We start from the raw sequence: 19627 nt of genomic DNA, 5'->3' as shown, positions 1-19627 counted from the left end.
GGCCTATTAATTATATTTAAATATTAATTTACAGAAAAACTTTCACACTCTCGAAATAATTGGCATCACCTGATACGATTGGAAGCAATCTGTTTCTTATATAAATAGATAATATTGTTATTGCTAACACAAATAAATAATCCGAATATTTAATTAAAATATCTACAATTTTTCGTTCGTTTTTTAACATAATTTTTTCCTCTTTTTTATTCAAAATAGCCGGATAACACATTTCATTGTTTACATATTTTAGCCCAATATCTGTTATTCCTTCTTCATTTTCTATAATTATCGGATGATAATTTTTAGAATAAAAAGCATAATTTAGCAATGAAAAATGTGCATCTAACATTGCCGGAATCATAAGAATACATTTTTCATCAATTTTGTTTCGTCTATCCTATAAATAAAATCATCCCCTAAAATAATATTAATTAATAATATATCATCTTTAGAGGATAATTCAATATTTAACAAAATTTTTTCTGCTTCTTTACTTACTTTGAGCTACTTTTATTCACACTTATCCTTCCAATACCCACCCGTTATTCATCACACGTAATCTTTTCTGCAAAATCTCTTATAAGCAACACTAAATAAAATACTTACAATACAGGTTTGCACCAAAATACTAATCCAATCATAAGCTTTAAACGAAGTAAATAAATGATTTTCCATAAACCATGAACCACAATCATTCCAGCTTGAAGCCAGATTAAATGATATTAACAAATCAAACCATGTGTTTGTAGAAAATTGTAATACATTTAATAATCCCAACATTGTAATGACAACAATAATTATACTTATGTAACTATTGTTAGTTACTAATTGAATGGCACTACTTAAAACACTGATAAGTAATATCAGCACTGCTGCGTAGCATATTGTGAATAAAAGATATTTTGCATAACTCATTTTCGCATAAGTAATGAATGGATATTTAAGAATTCCTCTCGATTCCATAGCCATTGCCGATGATAATGAGGTATTCCAAAGTCCTTTATAAGAAATATTTGCGAAATAATATCCTAGAGTTCCTATCATCAAAATACCATTAATAACACTCCCGGCAATCATTGCACTTATCATTTTACTTTTCTGAATTGTTCGTCCCTTTTTGGTCGCATATACTATTCCTGTCGTATTGTTTATCCTTTCATAATCCATTAAAAATAATGTGCATATGCTTATTACAACAGCCATTTCCAGCAATAGTTTTTTAAATATGTTGTAATAAAGCAATTTATGTAATCTATATACCTGACCCGGATAAGTTAATTGTGTACTTTCTCCATCATTTTTTATTTCTTCTACTCTTTTTTCTAATTTTTTATAACAGTTGTCTATAAACAGTTTATACTTTCCACTTGGATTGTAATCATACAAATCCATTTTAGTATTTTTTACAATCTGCATATTAAAATCATCATATATTGAAACAACAGAATTCAGATATTCTTTATCAATTTTGTCGTTTAGAATATACTGATACGTAAGTTTTATGTCTTTCTTATAATCATGAACCTGCATTTCAATATTCAAAATATTAATGACAAGAAAAAATAACATTAATATCCACACAATAGGATTTTTTATTATTTTTCTTATTTCATATTTTATCAGCAAATTACCACTTCCTTTTTCATCTATTAACAAATTTTTATACTTTAATTTTACTTATTAACAAATAGTTATCTTTTAATCTGCTTATTAACAAATAACTACATCTTTTTTCTTTTCATATTTTGCTAACGCTACTGCAATAATCAAACCAATAATTGTAAAACTTATGCAAATCAATATAGGGCGGTAAACATCGTAAGTTATTTTCATTTTGTTTTCTATTATCAAATATCCATACATTATTTTATTAAAAATAATAGCTATGATAACCGTAAAAGGAATTGCACTTGCAAAACCAACCACATAATTTAGTGATATTTTTGATATTAAAAAATACAGCATTATAAGTGACATAATTGCAAATATGTATAGTAATAAATTTAAGCAAATATATGTACCAAAATTCAAATCATACCATGAATTAACTCTTGCAGTGCAATATATAGGACAATCCAAATATTTTCCAACTCCTCTAATTATCAAATATACATAAAATATAATTATATGTGCTATTCCAACTAAAACGGTAGTAATAACGGTAGCTGTTATTCTGGTGTTAACCAAATTTCTTCCATGTTTTGTAGTATAAAATAATGTATTCACATTTCTTATTCTTTCCCGTATCTGATAAGGTATTATCAATAAAGCAGAACATATTAACATTAGCAAACCAATCAAAGGTAAATCACTTTTTACACATTCAGCTGCATCTTCTGATAAAAGCGACGTGTAATCTCTTGTATATAGTTTTTCCATTCTTTCAAGAAATTTAGGATTCAGCTTATTTACTTCCCCTGTATGTCGTCTTACATTTTCTGTTATATTACTCTCTGCATTTTCCCTACTAAGCCCTGCAAACTGTAACCCTGTTTCCCATTCCTGCCAGTAATCCACCTCCTGAATCAGAAATGTTTCTTCAGCATAGCTTCCAAATGAAATGTCATTTAATTTTTCTTTTACCTTATCATCCAGTCCTTCTTCTGAGCGCATTGATTTGTAATCTTTATAGTTAGTTATACCTGCATTTTTCAATACTTCATCCCCTGCAATATACTTGTCAACTTTTTCAATATATTCTTGTTTTATTTCTTCTAACTTATTTCTTTCACTAACCGGAAATTTTGTTCCGTAATCTTTCATTAATATGGTGCATAATTTATCTTCTGCCCCCATATTAGATGTAGCAAAATAATTAGTGCTTAAAAACATATTGTAAAATAAAGCTGTAAGTACAAAGATTACAAGCACGATTTTTATATTAAATATCTTTTTTAACTCAAATTTAATCATATTTTTCTCCCATTAACCATTATTATGTTAATTGTAATTAACTAAAAATACATCTTCCAAATTTGGTGAAACACTTATCTTATTATCATTATCAGTTCCATCATCTGCCTCGTCAAACACTCTGATAGTCATATATCCTTTTTCCTGTCTTGCTGACAAAATAATATATTTTTCTTCCATCTGTGCATATTCTTTGTCACTTACCTGCATCTCAAATACCTTTCCTGATAACTCATTACAAATATTTGCTACGGAATCCATTTTGTAAATATGTTTATCTCTTATAAGAATCACCTGATTTGCAATTGATTCAATATCTGACACAATGTGCGTAGATAATATGACTATTCTATCTTTAGACAATACTGAAATTATATTTCTAAATCTCACTCTTTCTTTTGGGTCTAATCCTGCTGTCGGTTCGTCTAAAATCAATATCTTAGGGTCATTTAACATTGCCTGTGCAATGCCAACTCTCTGAATCATTCCACCTGAAAATTTTCTCATTTTCTTGTCAGCATTTTCTGACAATCCTACCATTTCTAACAAATAATCAATTTTTTCTGCTGTTTCTTTTTTAGGTACTCCCTTTAAAGCTGCCAAATATGAAAGATACTGCTTTGGAGTATTATTTTTGTAATATCCAAAATCCTGTGGCAAATAACCAAGCAATTCCCTATACGCCGCTCCCATTGTTTTTATATTTACTCCATCATATAAAATTTCACCCTCAGTAGGATTAAGCAAAGTTGTTATCATCTTTATAATGGTCGTCTTTCCTGCTCCATTTGGTGCTAACAGTGCATATAATCCATTATCCATGTTTAAACTTATATTTTCTACTGCCGTAAATTTTCCAAAATTTTTCGATACATTATTAAGCGTAAGCATTTTCTTTTTCCACCTTTCTTAAATAAGCTATAAATATTCCAAAACTAATAGCTGCAATTGCAACACAAACAACAGTAGGCACTGTATTTAGCATTGTATTTATAATTAATGAATTATATTTTGATATTCCTGTCGTTCCCACTATCCATGCTATGCATAAAAAAACTATATTGTAATAATTATTAAACCTGTCATACAGCCATAGTGATACTACAGAAAAAATAAATGACGTAGCAAAAGCAATAATGACTATTTTTAACTGATATTTAACATCAGTTATAATTAACAGCATTGCCTCATTGATGACGATTGCTAATATACTCACATACAACATTCTAAGTGTAATAATATAACTTTGTGAGTATTTCAATGTGCGTTTAAGTTCTACTATTGCAGACTGTTCTTCATTCCACATTGATAGTGCAAAAAATGACACATTAATAACAGGAAACATTATTATTATCATGTATTCAGGACTTATATAATCATTTATTGAAAATGAAACATATCCTAAAGATATTGCAAACAAATATATAGCAAGTGACATTAATACAAGTAATTTTGACTGATAGAATATAACATTTATTCCCGGTCCTAAGAATAGATTTTTTAGCCTTGTAATCAATGGCTCTTCCTCTTTTTTAGTCGCATCAAGTATAAAATTTATACTGTTTTGTTTTTCGATTTGTGTAGGGTACTCAATATCAAATTTATATTTATTTTCCATAATTACGCTAACTCCTTTTTCAACATTTTAATCATCGTATAATAACGCGTTTTAACCGTGTTTTCTGAAATACCTAATTCCTTAGCAATTTCTTTAAATGATAACTCCTCAAATATTTTCATTTGGAATATCCTAATCCACTCATTATTATATCCGGATATAAGTATCATCACATCCTGAATCATTTTTTCATTTGTCATTTTATTAATAATCATTTCTTCCTGATTATCATTCGTCCCGATGTAATCTGTTTCTACCGGACCGGCTTCTAATAATTTTTGTTTATAAAATCTGCTCCGATAAAAATCTGTTATTTTATTTGAGGCCAACCTGTAAAGCCATGTTCTAAAAGAAGCTTTTTTCTCATCATAGCTATGTAATCCATTTAATACTGCTATAAAAATGTCCTGCGTCATGTCCATTGCTAACTCTTTTTCCTGAAGTTGTTTATAAGCATAAACATAAATTTCGTCATAATATCTGCTGACCAGTTCATTTGCTGAGTTTCTGTCATTTTTCTTTTTTATCTCTCTAATAAGCCTATAATCTGAATGCATTCTTTTTCTCCTGTAATTTGTATTACATTATTATATACGAAAATAAATTGAAAATAGTTTTAAGATTTATTATATTGGAAGAATTTCTTATTTACACACAAAATGCCACTTGATTTTATTTCAATCAAGTGGCATTTTATCTGGACACTCCTAATTTTGACATCATGAGTTCCTGTATTACTTACATTTAATGTTTTTTACTTTACTCCATTTTGTGTATTTTTTCTTTCCTTTTGTTATGTTATATGCTCTTACTCTTACAAAATATTTCTTACCGGCTTTAAGTTTTTTAATCTGCATTGAATGCTTATTTGTTTTCACAATTTTTTTATTCTTTGTGAATTTCTTATTCATTGCGTATTGTATCTGATAGCCTTTGGCATTAGACACTTTATTCCATTTAACTGTTATTGTCTTTTTCTTTTTAGATGATAATTTTATGTTAATTTTTGCTTTCGCAATTTTAGTTTTTTTCTTAGTTTGATTTGTTTTATCTGCGTTTTTATTCACAATCTTGCATTGTATTCCATTTGCTTTAGCATACTGTGCTGCATATGAATTTTCAGTTGTATATATTGTAACTGAAATAACCGGTTTTCCACTGCCAATCCAGAAATATCCTGTTTCGAAACAACTTTTTCCTATGCTATTAACGCTTGCAGGAATTGTTATTTTTTTCAAATTTCTACAACCATAAAATGCTTCATCCCCTATCTTCTGTAAACCTTTGCCAATTTCAACTTCTTCTAAATTATCAAAACTTTTAAATTCATTATCCGGAATGCTTGTTATTCCTGACTTAATTACAATTTTCTTTACTTTGTTCCTTATATTTGTCCATGTGTTGTCAGATGATGAATAACTAAATCCTCTACTTGTTGATGAAACCGGATATCTATAATGAACTTCTGTATCAATATCTATCGCACCTGAACCTGATATTGTTAATGTTCCATTTGAAGACTCAAAATCCCATGTTGCATTTTGTCCTGCTACACGATATATTTTTTTATCCATCTTTCCACTATTAATATCTATAGAATAAAAATCAACCATATTTGAACTTGATGCATAATATATAATCTTTGAGCCATCTACAATCGGATGACAATCTGAAATTGGTGCTGATGCCGTAAATTCCTGACTAATTTTATTACCATTTCCATCTACAAAAATGTAATGTAAAATAGATGACTCTAATAAATCTTCTGTCCCTGCAGTCTGACTTTTTCCATATTCTTCCCATGAAATCATAAACTTGTTATCATTTATTTTTGTTATTTGAGTTCCAATAAAACAACTTCCATCATCTTTATAGTTAGTCATCCATTTTATCTGTGTATTTTCTTCATCAAATTCATTCTGTGAAGTAACTGTAAGATAAATATTATGTGCTGTATTCGTATTTACAACTTCATATTGACTTTGATCTATAGATGTTCCCAAACACAAAACATTATCTGCCGAAACAGCTAAATCATCTACACTTGCATAACATGATATAGCCCATGCGGATGTATGCTCACCACCATATTCAAGTAATGGGATTGATTCTGCTCTTAATGAATCAGCATTGTATTTTGTAAGTTTAGTATATCTTGAACCTTCACTTTGTTCTAAAACATACAAATTTGAATTCTTCTCAACTATGTATTGTGCAAAAGAATGCCACAAATCGCTTTTAACTATCTGACCCGTCATTGTATTTTCATCCACGCTAATCATTAAAAATCCCTGATGTCCCTGCTTATACATTGGGTCTACATAGCCCTGATGCCCTGTTACAACAAATAATTTTCCATTGTATTCTGTCATTTCAACACACCCATAGTCAAATGGATACCTTACTTCACCACCAAATAAATTGCTGTTTCCTGTAATTGATGCTGCTCCAATTCTGTTCCAATCTTTATCATATTTTATTACACGAATTACCTCTGCAGTATCTGATTCATCAGTGTTGCTTACTCCTTCAACCAAATAATAGCCATTATTTCCTGCATAAAATCCACCCCACATCGGCAATTCCATGTTTATATTTTTTCTGCTCTGTATATTAAAATTCTTGTCATAATATTCTATTCCAATGTTTTCTTCATTATAAAAAACACGCATATATCCATTCGCCAAATTAACCAGCTGTGACTTCTTTCTTAATGATCTGTTCAAATTATCATATGCTGTCGGAATTAATCCGTTATCTGCTTTAACCTCTTTATTTGACACAATTCCATATGAACAACTTAACGATATTGTTAATACTGTTGCTACAAGTTTATTTAAAAAATTTTTCATTTTATTTTGTTTCATTTATAACCTCCTGAATATTTCTATAAGGAACATCCGTAAATAATTCCCTTAATTCATCTGCTACACCTAAAGCTGTTGCTATCTTTGTAAGACTTATTAGCGATATCTGTCCTGTTGCTTCAAATCTTTTTATTGAGCCATAACTAACTCCACTCATATTTGCAAGTTTTTCCTGAGAAATAGAACGTCTTTTTCTTACCTTTCTTAATCTATCTGCAATTTTTTTCCAATAAGAGAAACAAACGGGTAAAGCCAGAGCTGATGCAGTACTGGTTACTCGTGAAAATATATATGGAATACAAATAAAAAGTGATGCCGATACCTATACACGGTTAGCTAAACAGGTTAAATATTATAATTTATATATTAAAATTAACCCCAAAAGTTTAATTTCATATTTAAAAATTACAATATTTATACAGAAACTTATTTTCAATCACATAATTATCGCCTACATAATTTCAAAAATCATAATCCGTTCTCTACTATCATTTCCGTCAAATAAATCTCTGCAATCAATCTCATCATAATACATTAATTCGTCTACCGTCATTAAATACGAAATATATTCATCTGATGGATAATAAAAAAACAGTTGTATCGTTCTTATATTTTCATAATAAGAATCTAGTATCTGTGCAATTACTTTTTGCAAGATTTCTACAGAAAATGGGTTAAAGAAATAAATCTTATCCACACTTTCAAGTACTTCAAATTTCTCTGCATTTGCAAGTTCAATTATGACTTTATTAGATGACACTGCAGTTTCTTTATTTGTCATTGCCTTTTCATAAATACGCTCATCGTACTCAATTCCAATTGATTTGCATTTTGTCTGATATGCCATAAAATAATCAACTCTTCCTTTGCCGCATCCATAATCAATCAATGTATTATTTTTACGTATAAGCCCACTGTTGGCAAGACGCTCTAGCACTGAATACGGCGTTGGCTCATAAGGATATCTATATTGGTCTGCTTTTGAATCATCTCTTCCTGTGGTGCGAATCTTAAGAAGTTTGTCCCACCTTATTTCGTTTTTGTCTTGTTTCATAATTTATCGCAAAAATGCATATCTCCTATCTTACACTTTCCATTTTTTGACCTATTAATATCAGTAACTCAATTACTTATTCACCTTATTCATTCCCTTAACAATTCCTACGGCAATTGTTTCTAATGTCTTATTTGAATGATTACTACTCTTATCTCCCACTTCTAAATCTACAGAAGGTATTGTAGAATAGGAAGTTTGAGTCAAATCAATTCCCATTACACCATTCCCATATATTTTAACTCCGGCATTTTTCATTCCCAATACGAGATTTTTTCCTAATTTGTTATGTTTTTTCCAATTTTTAGAAACCGGATACATATTTTTATATGACTGATTATCTGGAACACCAATATAAAAAGCCCCTTTATTTGATGAAGTCGAATCATAATGAAGTGCAATATGATAATCTGCGCAGTTATTTGCATATACAGTTCTTCCTATATTGTCTATCTGAGCATCTTCGTCTTCCCTAACCATTAAAACATTATATCCTGCTTTTAAAAGTTTCTGCTTAACTATCATTGCCAAATTTAATGTAGCCTTTGCTTCAGGTGTCCCGTCATTTAAAGTAGTTCCACCATTAATTGATGTAGCTCTTATTGCTCCCTGCGAAGTACTTCCGCCGGTTACTTTAGCGCTACCATCAGGATGGCATAAAGTCTTAACACTTTCACCACCTTTAGTTCCATGTCCTGCATTTATGCAAACAGTTTTGTTCTTAACCTTTGATGCTCTTGAAAAATATAAAACAGCTGAATCTGTATGCATTTTTGAATAACTTGCAAATTCCCATTTAGAATTCCACGAAATTATTTCAGCACAGCTACTCCAGTCTGAATAATATTTACTTCTACCCTTCTTTGCATATCCTCTGACTCTTACATAGTAATTTTTCTTACTATTTAATTTAGCAAGTTTTGTAGAATTTTTATTTTGACCTTTTATCGTTTTAATTTTTGAGTTTACAAAATTTTGGTCTGTAGAATATTGAATCTGATATCCATTAGCCTTACTATTTTTAGTCCACGAAACTGTAACATTTCCCGGCTTTCCTGATAATATATTAATATTGCTTTGCTTAAGGGAATAATTTTTAACTTCCGGCAAGACTTTACTTTTATCTTCTTTTACGGCCTCTGTATTACCTGTAGAAATTTCTTCTGCTTCTACTATAGAATTAAATGCAATATTACCCGGCATTTTAAGTCCGTTATTATTAATTTCTGCAAATACAACTGTTGTTACTATAATCAGTCCTGATGCAATTATTTTTTTTATTGTATTTCTGTTCATATACTACCACCTTTCTTACTTACTCTGATAGATATTTATTAAGTGCAAATAAATTTAGCGGGGAATTTTTCTCAAATCAAATTAACCCATTTATTGTTTAACCTCTTATATTTTTTCAGAAAAGGCGAAATCCTAAAGAATCCGGACTTCGCCTTTTTATTATAAATACATTTTTGCAACCGCTACTAATACATCTTTATTTGTCTTATATATTTTCTTATACATGCTGTTTTTTACAGGTGCCGGTGTTAATCCTGTTTCTAATGTACAATTTAGTATATTTCTGGCATCAAGATAATCACTGAATGTTCCATAATGAGTCTGCCCACTTATTATGTGAGTATAATGTGTCATGGAATAAAGCATATTGCTAAGCTTTGTGTGATTAAGATGATACATAACTTCACCTGCCTGATGATAACAAATTACTACATCTGGTTTAACTTTCTCTACTACCGATACCTGTGCCTTGGTTTCCGGTTCAGATATAGGTGTTTTACCGGCATTTCAGATATAGGTGTTTTACCGGCATACTGCTTATGTCCTGGTGTTTTTGCACCACCTCTGTCGAAACCTTCTGCGTAATTTCTATTTATATCTATACCTCTGGCATTTGCTTTCCATATTTTGAAATCAACTCCGCCTGCTATCTTATAAAGATTTTCACGTAACTTAGCATTTCTTATTTTTTTAGGTCCATACTGACTGATTGTTACTCCGTCCGGATTTACCATTGGCATAATTACTAATTTAACATTATTAAAGATTGTACTATATTTTTTTCCTTTATATTTTTTCGTATCATATCCTCTGCAATAATCTTCAATAACTTTCATCATAAATTTAGTATTCATATACTCTCTTGCATGCACGGATGTTTCTACATAAACCGTTTTCTTTGCTTTAGCATTCCCCAATGTAACATAGTATAAATTTCTTTTATCCAAACTTTTTCCTGCAATATCAACTTTTAATATTGAACCGTATGCTTTCTCTAATTTCTTTAAATCTACTTTCATATCTGAGTATGAATATTTTTTATCTGATGTATTTACTATTTTTTTAGCATTACATTTGTAGGTAATATATTTCGTTTCAACTAATAATTCCTGATTTCCCACTTTAATTAATGAATATCCATTATTACATTCTTTATAAACATAATAACGAACACCTTTTTCAACTTCTGTCACTTTCTCTAATTTCAAATTATATGCAGAAACATTCTTCTTTACGTAGCCACCTTTTTTCACGTTCTTTCCTGTTGTGTCCACATCCGGTTTAGTTGTCGGCTGTACAGTTGTTGTTTCTTCTGCTTTTGTTGTAGTTGTTTCCGGTATTGTTGTTGTTTCCTGCGGCGTAGTTGTTTCCGCTATTACTGTTGTTTCCTGAGGTGTAGTCGTTTCCGGTAACGTTGTTGCTTCTTGTACTGTCGTTTCCGGTACTGTTATCTCTCCCGAAGTTTCGGCTTTTGCCTCTGTCAAATTAATTCCCATTGCAATTATTGCAATTAACATTAGTGTCTTTAGCGTTTTTTTCATATGTTTTTCCTTTCAATTTTTCGTTCCAGTTTATATATAAATATTATACTACAAAATGCCTGTTTATTTAATTACTAGAATTCTATTTTTGTAGAAAAATACATCCTCTATGGTTTATTATTTAGAAATAATAAAAAAAATAGTTGGGGCACGGGGTCCCAACCTGATAATAACCTTTTCAAATATACATTTGCAAAATATAGTAACTCATTAGTATTTCTATACTTTAATAAAACTACTCGTCATTTTCCTGTTGTTGCAAATAAAACATTGTTTTCTGATTTTCAATCTCTGCTCTTAATTCTTCCTCTGTTGGTAAGTATAACTTATATTTTGATGCAAACAGCTGTTCATTACCATGAAGAATAGAATACTTTGCAACGTCCTCATCTGTATCAGAACAGAGGACAATTCCAATCGTAGGATTGTCTCCTTCACTACGTTTAAGTTCGTCATACATCCGAATATACATATCCATCTGACCTACATCCTGATGTGTAATTTTCTGCGTTTTCAAATCTATTAGTACAAAACATTTGAGAATATAGTTATAGAAAACAAGATTAATATAATAATCCTGCTTTTCTGTATGAATATGTTGCTGTCTTGCCACAAAAGCATACCCTTTCCCTAATTCCATCAAAAACTTCTGTAAATTAGACAAAATGCTATTTTCTAAATCACTTTCAGTAAAATCTGTATTTGAAGCCATACCTAAAAATTCTGCAATAACCGGATTTTTTATAAATTCTAACTTATCATTCTAATATTCCTTGGTTAGTTCATTCATTTCATTTTCTACAAGATCCTTCTTTTGAGTCTGAAGCATACGGTAATAGTACTGTGAAGAAACATTACGTTGTAATGTTCTAACACTCCATGCTTGTTGAAGCGCTTCTTTCTCATACCATTCACGTGCCTTTTCATCTTTTACTTGTAATAAAATGCGATAATATGTCCATGATAATATCGGTTGAGATTTTCCACTCGCTGAGTGGAAAATCTCTGGATAAGTTTTATAAAATGAATAAAAATTTTATAGATTTGCTTTTGTAAAACCTTTTCCATACTCTGCCCGCTTTTCACCATGCAATTCCTCACTGGCGATCCGATAACCCATCATCCAATTTCTCTACACAAGAGTCATATTAACTGCCTGATGTGCAGCTCTCTGTGAGGATTCAATAATCTGTCGCATGTCTTTTAATATATCATCTGTCTCAATAAAATTATCCATAATACTATTTTGACCAGTGTTTATTAGTTTATTCTCCATATGTATTATTCTCCTTTGCCACTTCTTGATACTGATTTTTTTCTGCAATAGTGCCTTAACCATTTTATCTCTATCCTTTTTTTGCTACAAAAGTAACTACACTTGTTTTCAATTCACATATTCCACTATCTCTCGGAATATCATATTGCTGATCCACCACAGTAGATTTTAATACTGTCCATTCACTAAAAGCTTTTTCAAAAATCCTTTGCATTTCTTCTGTAGGTAAGCATACTTCAAATTGTGGAAGTATTTCATTTCCTGTTTTCTTGTCAAACTCTTTTATATTTGAATTTACAACTAAACATACAATGCCATTTTTGCGGATGCCATGTTCTATTTCCCGCAATTTATTAACAAAGGTTTCTTTTGAATCTACGTGTTCCAAAGATGATACCGCCATTACTAAATCATAATTTCTTTCTTTGATTTGATAATCATCAATCGATTTAACTATTCCACATATATTTGATGTAACACCATATTCATCAGCATTAGCATAAAGTTTTTCGATAGCTAAATCCAGTATATCCACACAATCTATTTTACACAACCTATCATAATAATGTCGAGCAATACATATGCAATTTCTTCCATTTTTTGTATCTTTTATTTTTACTCCACTGATTTATCACTTTTTTGATCTCCGTTATGAGTTGTTCTTTATTGGTAATATAATAAATATATTTTGATGCAAAATATTACTTGCCAATCCTTCTAAAGCATATTCTGCAACCACTGAATCTTTATCAGTGCAAAGAATAATACCAGTTGGCTTATTAGATTCTTCGTCATTTACTATTTGCTAATAGCCCTAATTTTCAGCCTATATTTCAAAATCTGGAGCTTATGACCAGCTTATAACTGTAACGCACTACAATTTTGTTGTATATAAATCATAATATAAATATTCTTAATTTAATGTTCCTAATTTAATTTTACTATCTAATTCCCATAACGCAGTTTTATTACTATCATAGCTAAGTTTTTTTAATGCGGTTTTGTAATCAACCCATTCATATTCCGTATGCTCTTGAGACAATTCCAAAATTGTTGTATCCATCCTAACAGCAAATGTATATTCAGGAAAAACCAAACAATTTTCACCCCATATTTTTCTTGCTTCTTTAAAACAGTATGTTGGTATGCCATTTTGTGTATCAAGTACAGAATACTTACAATCCATACCTATGTTTGCTTCTTCATATGCCTCTCGTTTTGCAGATATTATTATAGTTTCATCCTCATCTTCTCCACCACTTGCTATAAATTGCCCCTTCTTCGTATAACCACAATAACAATTTACGCGAAAATAATTCAACAGATAGTGATAAGAATTTTCCTTCTTCTACCGCATGCAACAGCTTAAACTGTGACTCCATTAAAGATGTTTTTTCTCTTAAGTCTTTTCTATCAAATTTCGTAATACACGAACTTCCTACCGGATATAAAATATTTCCATTATACATATTTTTAATAGTATATAAATACTTTATATTCTCTTTTCCACATATGCATATTTCAGAGCATTTTCATCTTCCTCGCAATCAATAATTTTCCACTCCATTACAGCATTATCCCAATTATTACTTTCTGATTTATCAATAACTTTACAAATCAAATTCTTTACATATGTGCCTTCCATAGTTTATTATTTCATCTCCTTCTTTTTAAAGTTATTCCTATACTTATCTGTATACCACTTTGGTATATACGTTTCAAAATTGTCGTAGTCATCAAGTGCCATACGGCATCTAACTACCATACTATCTATATCTTCTTGCCCAAATTTCTCTGCCCATTTAATTGAAAATAAAGAAGCCTGTGCTACATACACTGCAAGTGTACTCCAAAAGTCTTCTGGTATTTGGTCATCAAAATATGCATCTATTTGTCCGATACAATACGGAATGCTGTTTTCAATTCCAAAACTTTCAAGTTTATAGAATTCTTCATAAGGGTCACCAACTTCCCAACGATTAAAATCAATTACACCAATTAAACCATTATCTGTGTAAATAAGATTTCCCGGGTGATAATCCCCATGCATATATACAGGTTTCTCTTTCCATATTAGGTCGATATTTTCCTTTACATATTTAATTGCAATTTCATCACCATCAATACGAACGTGTGACTCTTCATAACGTGATAATTGCTGCAACTTCTTCGATTTCTTTGTATCTTTTGGAATGTCATTTATATCAACATCTATTGAATGTATTTTCTTTAAAATCTTTCCTGCTTGTCTTCCAAGCTGATATTGTTGTTCTTCTGTCAAGTCAGATAATACTTCTTCTAAATCTTTACCTTCAATCCAAGTAAGCAACATATACACGTTTTTTCCATTGTTACAAATTCCAAAATCAATTGGTTGAGACATTAAAAATCCAAGTTTTGAGTATTTTTCTACAATCTCATATTCTTTTTTCTTTGTTTCATATTGTTCCATATCTGATATTCTAAGTAATAGCATCTTTCCTTCTTTTGTTTTAATAAAGTATTTACTATCGCTTGACCATCCCTTTGAAACCTTATCAACAGATTGCCAATCACTACTATTCTTTATATCTTCAAACATCTGTGTACCTCTATATTTCATAATTATCCAACTCTACAACTTGGGATTCGTTTACTTGATTTACGGACAATTTTTTCATCCAATTCCTCTATCAATTCACACAAAATAGCTAAGTATTCTAATGGTAATTTATACTGTTCATTAAAAACTTTCAAAAGTTCAATAATGTTATTCCTGTAACAAGCTTTATTAATAAAGATATTACAATTAATAAATGTAGCCACCTCGTTTGCTATGCTTACACCTATATCCTGTTTGCCCGATAAGAACTTAATCAAACTACGATGAAACAAACGAGAGATTTGATAGTGCATATCATCTCTTAAAGCAAACTCTTTACATAATTTTTCATTTCTACTGTAATCGTATAACTTAATATCATCAGTATGGAAGAATTCACTGTTTGAAATATCTATTTTTTCGATTATTTCCAAATCAACAGTTACTCCATCTTCATATATAACGATAAGTATGCCTAATGGTTTATGGGTAAATGATATATACACAGGTTTTCCATAACCATAAATCAGTTCATTCAAATTTTCCGTGTTACAAAAGGTACTTATATCTACATCAAAGAACAATGTAGCAGTTCTATGCAAAAAAAGAACCACTTAACCAAATGTGACTTTTATTTTTTTCCGCAAATCGCATAACATATTCAATATACTGTTGCTGATTGTTCTTCATATGATAGCTTTTACCTCCTCACTAATTTCAACCTATATTTCAAAATCTGGAATAACACCATTTTTTACGCATCCAACAATATTCAAAGCTTCTCTCTTTGCTCTTTCTCTTCCCTTTGGTGTATTCATCCAAGTATCACGATTTGTATTATTATCATCCGCAGGACCGGGAACTATATCTATATGTATTGGAAATAAGTACCTTGCAATTGCTAAGCTGCGCCTCATGTGATATGTACTTGTTACTAACAATACTTTTTTTACTCTATTCAACCAAAATGCACGTTGCAATTCTACTAATGCACAAAGAATATTTTCCACTGTACTTTGTGATTTATTCTCCAAAATAATATTTTTCTCTGGCACACCTAATTCCAAAACCCTTTTATACATATGCTCAGCTTCAGTACTTTCTTCATCCGGAAATTTTTTTAAAGCACCGCCACATAATATTATTTTGTTTGCTCTGCCTGAATTATAGGCTTTCACTGCTACTGGAACTCTATATTTTGATGCCTTTGTACTTCCTAAAACAATAATACAATCAATATTTTCTCCTGTATCCACTATGCCTTCAAATAATAATTTATCTATTATTTCATTACTTAAATCTTCTTCTGTAATTTTTGATACCCACATTTCTTTTACCCTTTCATTTTTCTAAGCAAATATTTCTTATTATATTAATCCTACTACTTTGAAATAATTATGTTCTATGATGCAACAAACATTCCATATTCCTTTGGTACATTTAATATTCCATTTGTCATATTTTGCATTAGTACGTCTTTTATTATATGTTTTGGTACATCATTCAAAGTTGTCATACTCGACAGGGAGTAAATATAATCTATCATATCATCTACATTAGTAACTGCTAACGAATCTATATATTCTAATTTATCAACTTTAGAAAATGTTTTACTTAATATCTCATATCCATTTTGAAGTGTGAAGTTCTTATTTATATTGTTTTGAACACCATATTCAGAAAGAATTTTTGAAAGATATTCTATAATTCCATGTTCTCCATATGTTGCACAGTAAAAATGTCCACCTTTCTTTAATACACGTCGCACCTCATTCATACCTTTATCAATATCTGGCACATGGTATAACATCATGTTTGCTATAACAACATCAAATGTCTCATTTTCGTAAGGGATTTCTTGAATATCTATAACCTTATATTCGGTATTTTCATAGTTTCCTATGTTGCTTTTTGTTGTTGCTACCATTCCTTCTGAAAAATCAGAAAGTATTAGTTTTGAGCAAGCTTTAATCAAAGACTGGCTATTCTTCCACATATCTCCTGTTCCACAACCTAGTTCTAAAACTTTCATTTTCTCATCAATTCTATAATTAGACATTATCCAGTTTCCAAAACCCATTTTGTTTGTTGAATATTTATCGTGAATAGATATTCTTGTATTTAAATTGTTTGCATTAGCATACTGCTGTTTTACAACTGATGTATTATTTATTTTATTCATGTTAAACCTCACTAACTTTTTATTCTTCTACTCATTTTATTAGCTCTCAAACTGGATTTTGTCACCTTCTACATATTGTATTTCCCAAGACAATAATTATCACAACATCAGCTAAAATAATACCCAATGCAATATACACAAAAAATGCCGGTAAAATATTTTCAAACACTCCCATAATTAATAGAAGAATTGCTATGACAGACATTCCAATTTCCATTGTTCTGCATAGCTTTTTTTCATTATATTTTGCCTTTTCTTCTTTTGAAGCTGTATTATATCCGGAAATTAACCAACTTCCATGTCCAGAAATCAAAACTATGGAAAATACAGCAAATATTATAAATCCAACATATACTACCCAGTCTGGTCCAGTTGATAAGTCTGCCAGTTTCATTTGTATAACACCTCCCACCAAATTCCGAGTTGTTAAAGTCCACAAGTCGAAAATTCTGCATTACTCATCATCCTTAATCATATATAACAAATTATTATATTCTGACTGCACAAGTAATTGCTTAAAACCAGAAAGTACTTCTTCTTTTGTATAATTGTTGTTAATCAAAAACTCACTATCTTTCTCACTAAGGTATTGATAGAAAAGAGCTGCCGCCATAACATCATCATTATTTGTATAATCAATGTTATCTAAAAGTATATTCTCCGCTTCGTTAATTTGCCCTGAATCAATCATATCAAGAAAATCTTTCAAATTTTTCCCTGATACTTCATATTTATTTTCTTTTTCAAGTTCAACAGAAACATACTTTTTCCCAAACATTAAAGAAAATAATACTCTTACCATTTCTTTTATCATTCGCATAATATAGTCTTTTTCGTCTGTGAAATACATTTTTCACCTCCATAACTTCCGATTGAGATTTCACCTGTTTTAAGAGATTTAATAACTGTTATATTTTGTTATTAAATTCTCCGCAAACCCTTGAAAGCACTGGATTTGTCGCAGGTGAGCTTTCCCTTATTTTTTCCCTTGTGTTATATCGTCCCATCAGTGTTTATGAACTCTGATAAGGGCAAATACAAGGGCAAGAAAAATCTATAAAACAGTATAACACAAACGGATTCCCTTAACTGATCCTGAAGTAAATGTTACCTATCACCTGATTAGTTCCGCTAAGAGTACTATTTTACAATCTGTTTCGCCCACTTTTGAATTTCGTTATCAGAAGTAATCTGTTTTTCTTCATTAAAGCGTACATTGAGTCCCGCATGAACCGTTTTTTTTAGACATAAACCAATAAAATATAACACAAAATGCTAAAGCAAACACAACACCAAAAACATTTTGAATCACTCTAAGACTAACCGCTCCTTGTAGTCCATAAGTCTCTGCAGCAATGGCTAAAGCACCAAATGTGTTAAATACTGCCTGCCAGCCATATTGTGCTGAAAATCCTACACCGATTCCACCAAGAATTCCTATATATGCATAGATTGACGAAGGAAGCAGAAAATATAATACTGTAAAACATATAACACCTGCAATATTTCCGACAATCCTTTTACGGACTCTGTAGTGCATATCTTCCATAAACGGCAAAATCGTGGACATGGCCGCAATACCAGCCCACATTGCACGTGGCATATTACAAAGTTCTGCAATGCAAAGGACTATCGGTACGCATAAAATCTGACATATCTGCCATTTTGTTCTGGAAGAAATGATATCAAATTCTTGTATCAGATCTTTCAGATTTCTTTTATAGGTTCTGTTTTTATGATTTCGATAAAATACGAAGCAGGTAAGTGCTGCACCTAAAGCCATTCCGACTAATCGCATCTGATAGCTTTTTCCCGTAACATCATAACCATATAGCAGTAGATACCCAAGAACCAATGTAGATTGATTAAACATGAATGGATTATGACATCCGAACAGAATCAACACAGCCAGTGCCGCAATATTTAACAGCATTCCCAATACCGGTGAAAACTGATTTGCTAAATGCGGACATACAGTCATAATTACAAAGAACAAAGCCAAAAGCATCGTAGATTGTCCGATGTGGATCCCCAGATCCGCATTTCTAAACACCATGAGACATAATAAGACTACTACACCTACAATGCTGTTCTCCTTTCCAAATAGGATGCTGAAAATACTAACAAAGAAAAAACAAAATGCCATTGTAACAGCTATCTTCACCAGATATACCCACATATGATATAATTTTTCTTTTAGTGTTTCACTCTTTTTCAACAGGTTTTTAGAACCTGCCTGATTTAACTGCAACTCCTGATAAAATGTCATATAAATCCTCCCATCTTCTAATTTATC

At 30.6% G+C, this 19627-nt stretch carries 25 protein-coding genes and 1 pseudogene; all 26 read right to left on the bottom strand.

Annotated features, from left to right (window positions below; all coding sequences use genetic code 11):
* Nucleotides 1-28 precede the first annotated feature (28 nt).
* A complete protein-coding gene (locus DWW96_RS12080) occupies nucleotides 29-364 on the bottom strand; it encodes a hypothetical protein (protein ID WP_117910592.1) in 336 nt (111 codons plus the stop codon).
* Nucleotides 365-552: 188 nt separating this feature from the next.
* Entirely contained in the window at nucleotides 553-1629 is a 1077-nt protein-coding gene (locus DWW96_RS12075) for a hypothetical protein (RefSeq protein WP_117910591.1), read from the bottom strand.
* 84 nt (nucleotides 1630-1713) lie between these two features.
* Nucleotides 1714-2916: a hypothetical protein gene (locus DWW96_RS12070; protein WP_117910590.1), complete on the bottom strand. Its 1203-nt coding sequence runs from the start codon at nucleotides 2914-2916 to the stop codon at nucleotides 1714-1716.
* A gap of 27 nt (nucleotides 2917-2943) precedes the next feature.
* Nucleotides 2944-3807, bottom strand: coding sequence for an ABC transporter ATP-binding protein (locus DWW96_RS12065; protein WP_117910589.1), 864 nt, complete (start codon nucleotides 3805-3807; stop codon nucleotides 2944-2946).
* Nucleotides 3794-4534 carry a hypothetical protein gene (locus DWW96_RS12060; protein WP_022088528.1) on the bottom strand — a complete coding sequence of 247 codons (741 nt, stop codon included), beginning with the start codon at nucleotides 4532-4534 and terminating at the stop codon, nucleotides 3794-3796. Before DWW96_RS12060 ends, DWW96_RS12065 begins: the two co-directional genes overlap by 14 nt.
* Nucleotides 4535-4536: 2 nt before the next feature.
* Complete coding sequence (locus DWW96_RS12055; protein WP_022088527.1) at nucleotides 4537-5091, bottom strand: RNA polymerase sigma factor; 555 nt, start codon at nucleotides 5089-5091, stop codon at nucleotides 4537-4539.
* Nucleotides 5092-5268: 177 nt separating this feature from the next.
* Nucleotides 5269-7401, bottom strand: a complete 2133-nt coding sequence (locus DWW96_RS12050; RefSeq protein WP_117910588.1) for a leucine-rich repeat protein — start codon at nucleotides 7399-7401, stop codon at nucleotides 5269-5271.
* The gene (locus DWW96_RS12045; protein ID WP_346432192.1) at nucleotides 7388-7621 is read right to left on the bottom strand and encodes a helix-turn-helix transcriptional regulator; all 234 of its coding nucleotides are present in this window, start codon (nucleotides 7619-7621) and stop codon (nucleotides 7388-7390) included. The genes DWW96_RS12050 and DWW96_RS12045 overlap by 14 nt, the downstream gene beginning before the upstream one ends.
* Before the next feature lie 231 nt (nucleotides 7622-7852).
* Complete coding sequence (locus DWW96_RS12040; protein WP_022088524.1) at nucleotides 7853-8455, bottom strand: class I SAM-dependent methyltransferase; 603 nt, start codon at nucleotides 8453-8455, stop codon at nucleotides 7853-7855.
* Between the two features lie 72 nt (nucleotides 8456-8527).
* Nucleotides 8528-9751 (bottom strand): N-acetylmuramoyl-L-alanine amidase, encoded by a 1224-nt coding sequence (locus tag DWW96_RS12035; protein WP_117910586.1) that lies wholly within the window; start codon nucleotides 9749-9751, stop codon nucleotides 8528-8530.
* Nucleotides 9752-9910: 159 nt separating this feature from the next.
* Nucleotides 9911-10150 (bottom strand): gamma-D-glutamyl-L-diamino acid endopeptidase 1, encoded by a 240-nt coding sequence (locus DWW96_RS12030; protein WP_022088522.1) that lies wholly within the window; start codon nucleotides 10148-10150, stop codon nucleotides 9911-9913.
* A 53-nt stretch (nucleotides 10151-10203) separates the two neighbouring features.
* Nucleotides 10204-11292 carry a M14 family zinc carboxypeptidase gene (locus DWW96_RS12025; protein ID WP_117910585.1) on the bottom strand — a complete coding sequence of 363 codons (1089 nt, stop codon included), beginning with the start codon at nucleotides 11290-11292 and terminating at the stop codon, nucleotides 10204-10206.
* 235 nt (nucleotides 11293-11527) lie between these two features.
* Nucleotides 11528-12037 carry a PDDEXK nuclease domain-containing protein gene (locus tag DWW96_RS14635; protein WP_346432191.1) on the bottom strand — a complete coding sequence of 170 codons (510 nt, stop codon included), beginning with the start codon at nucleotides 12035-12037 and terminating at the stop codon, nucleotides 11528-11530.
* 18 nt (nucleotides 12038-12055) lie between these two features.
* Nucleotides 12056-12313 (bottom strand): annotated as a pseudogene (locus DWW96_RS14630) (DUF1016 N-terminal domain-containing protein); the annotation flags it as partial.
* A gap of 111 nt (nucleotides 12314-12424) precedes the next feature.
* Entirely contained in the window at nucleotides 12425-12568 is a 144-nt protein-coding gene (locus DWW96_RS14625; protein WP_336305845.1) for a hypothetical protein, read from the bottom strand.
* A 70-nt stretch (nucleotides 12569-12638) separates the two neighbouring features.
* Nucleotides 12639-13103, bottom strand: coding sequence for a class I SAM-dependent methyltransferase (locus DWW96_RS12015; RefSeq protein ID WP_158562709.1), 465 nt, complete (start codon nucleotides 13101-13103; stop codon nucleotides 12639-12641).
* A 378-nt stretch (nucleotides 13104-13481) separates the two neighbouring features.
* Nucleotides 13482-13889 carry an NUDIX domain-containing protein gene (locus tag DWW96_RS12005; RefSeq protein ID WP_117910582.1) on the bottom strand — a complete coding sequence of 136 codons (408 nt, stop codon included), beginning with the start codon at nucleotides 13887-13889 and terminating at the stop codon, nucleotides 13482-13484.
* On the bottom strand, nucleotides 13813-14037 hold the full coding sequence (locus DWW96_RS14280) for a hypothetical protein (protein WP_199522695.1): 225 nt from the start codon (nucleotides 14035-14037) through the stop codon (nucleotides 13813-13815). Before DWW96_RS14280 ends, DWW96_RS12005 begins: the two co-directional genes overlap by 77 nt.
* Nucleotides 14038-14060: 23 nt before the next feature.
* On the bottom strand, nucleotides 14061-14213 hold the full coding sequence (locus tag DWW96_RS14110) for a hypothetical protein (protein WP_158562708.1): 153 nt from the start codon (nucleotides 14211-14213) through the stop codon (nucleotides 14061-14063).
* 6 nt (nucleotides 14214-14219) lie between these two features.
* Nucleotides 14220-15170: a phosphotransferase gene (locus DWW96_RS12000; RefSeq protein ID WP_243003078.1), complete on the bottom strand. Its 951-nt coding sequence runs from the start codon at nucleotides 15168-15170 to the stop codon at nucleotides 14220-14222.
* A 2-nt stretch (nucleotides 15171-15172) separates the two neighbouring features.
* Nucleotides 15173-15751, bottom strand: coding sequence for a hypothetical protein (locus tag DWW96_RS11995; protein WP_117910581.1), 579 nt, complete (start codon nucleotides 15749-15751; stop codon nucleotides 15173-15175).
* A gap of 120 nt (nucleotides 15752-15871) precedes the next feature.
* Nucleotides 15872-16477 (bottom strand): YdcF family protein, encoded by a 606-nt coding sequence (locus DWW96_RS11990; protein WP_117910580.1) that lies wholly within the window; start codon nucleotides 16475-16477, stop codon nucleotides 15872-15874.
* Between the two features lie 74 nt (nucleotides 16478-16551).
* Nucleotides 16552-17331, bottom strand: a complete 780-nt coding sequence (locus tag DWW96_RS11985) for a class I SAM-dependent methyltransferase (RefSeq protein WP_117910579.1) — start codon at nucleotides 17329-17331, stop codon at nucleotides 16552-16554.
* Between the two features lie 61 nt (nucleotides 17332-17392).
* A complete protein-coding gene (locus DWW96_RS11980; protein ID WP_117910578.1) occupies nucleotides 17393-17725 on the bottom strand; it encodes a DUF3784 domain-containing protein in 333 nt (110 codons plus the stop codon).
* Between the two features lie 60 nt (nucleotides 17726-17785).
* Entirely contained in the window at nucleotides 17786-18181 is a 396-nt protein-coding gene (locus DWW96_RS11975; RefSeq protein WP_117910577.1) for a DUF6483 family protein, read from the bottom strand.
* A gap of 354 nt (nucleotides 18182-18535) precedes the next feature.
* Nucleotides 18536-19600, bottom strand: a complete 1065-nt coding sequence (locus tag DWW96_RS11970) for an FUSC family protein (protein WP_117910576.1) — start codon at nucleotides 19598-19600, stop codon at nucleotides 18536-18538.
* Nucleotides 19601-19627 lie beyond the last annotated feature (27 nt).

Source organism: Eubacterium sp. AF17-7, from assembly GCF_003461285.1.
GTDB lineage: Bacteria > Bacillota > Clostridia > Lachnospirales > Lachnospiraceae > Eubacterium_U > Eubacterium_U album.
Note: the sequence above shows the minus strand (reverse complement) of the source record. Positions and strands in the feature narration are given on the sequence as shown.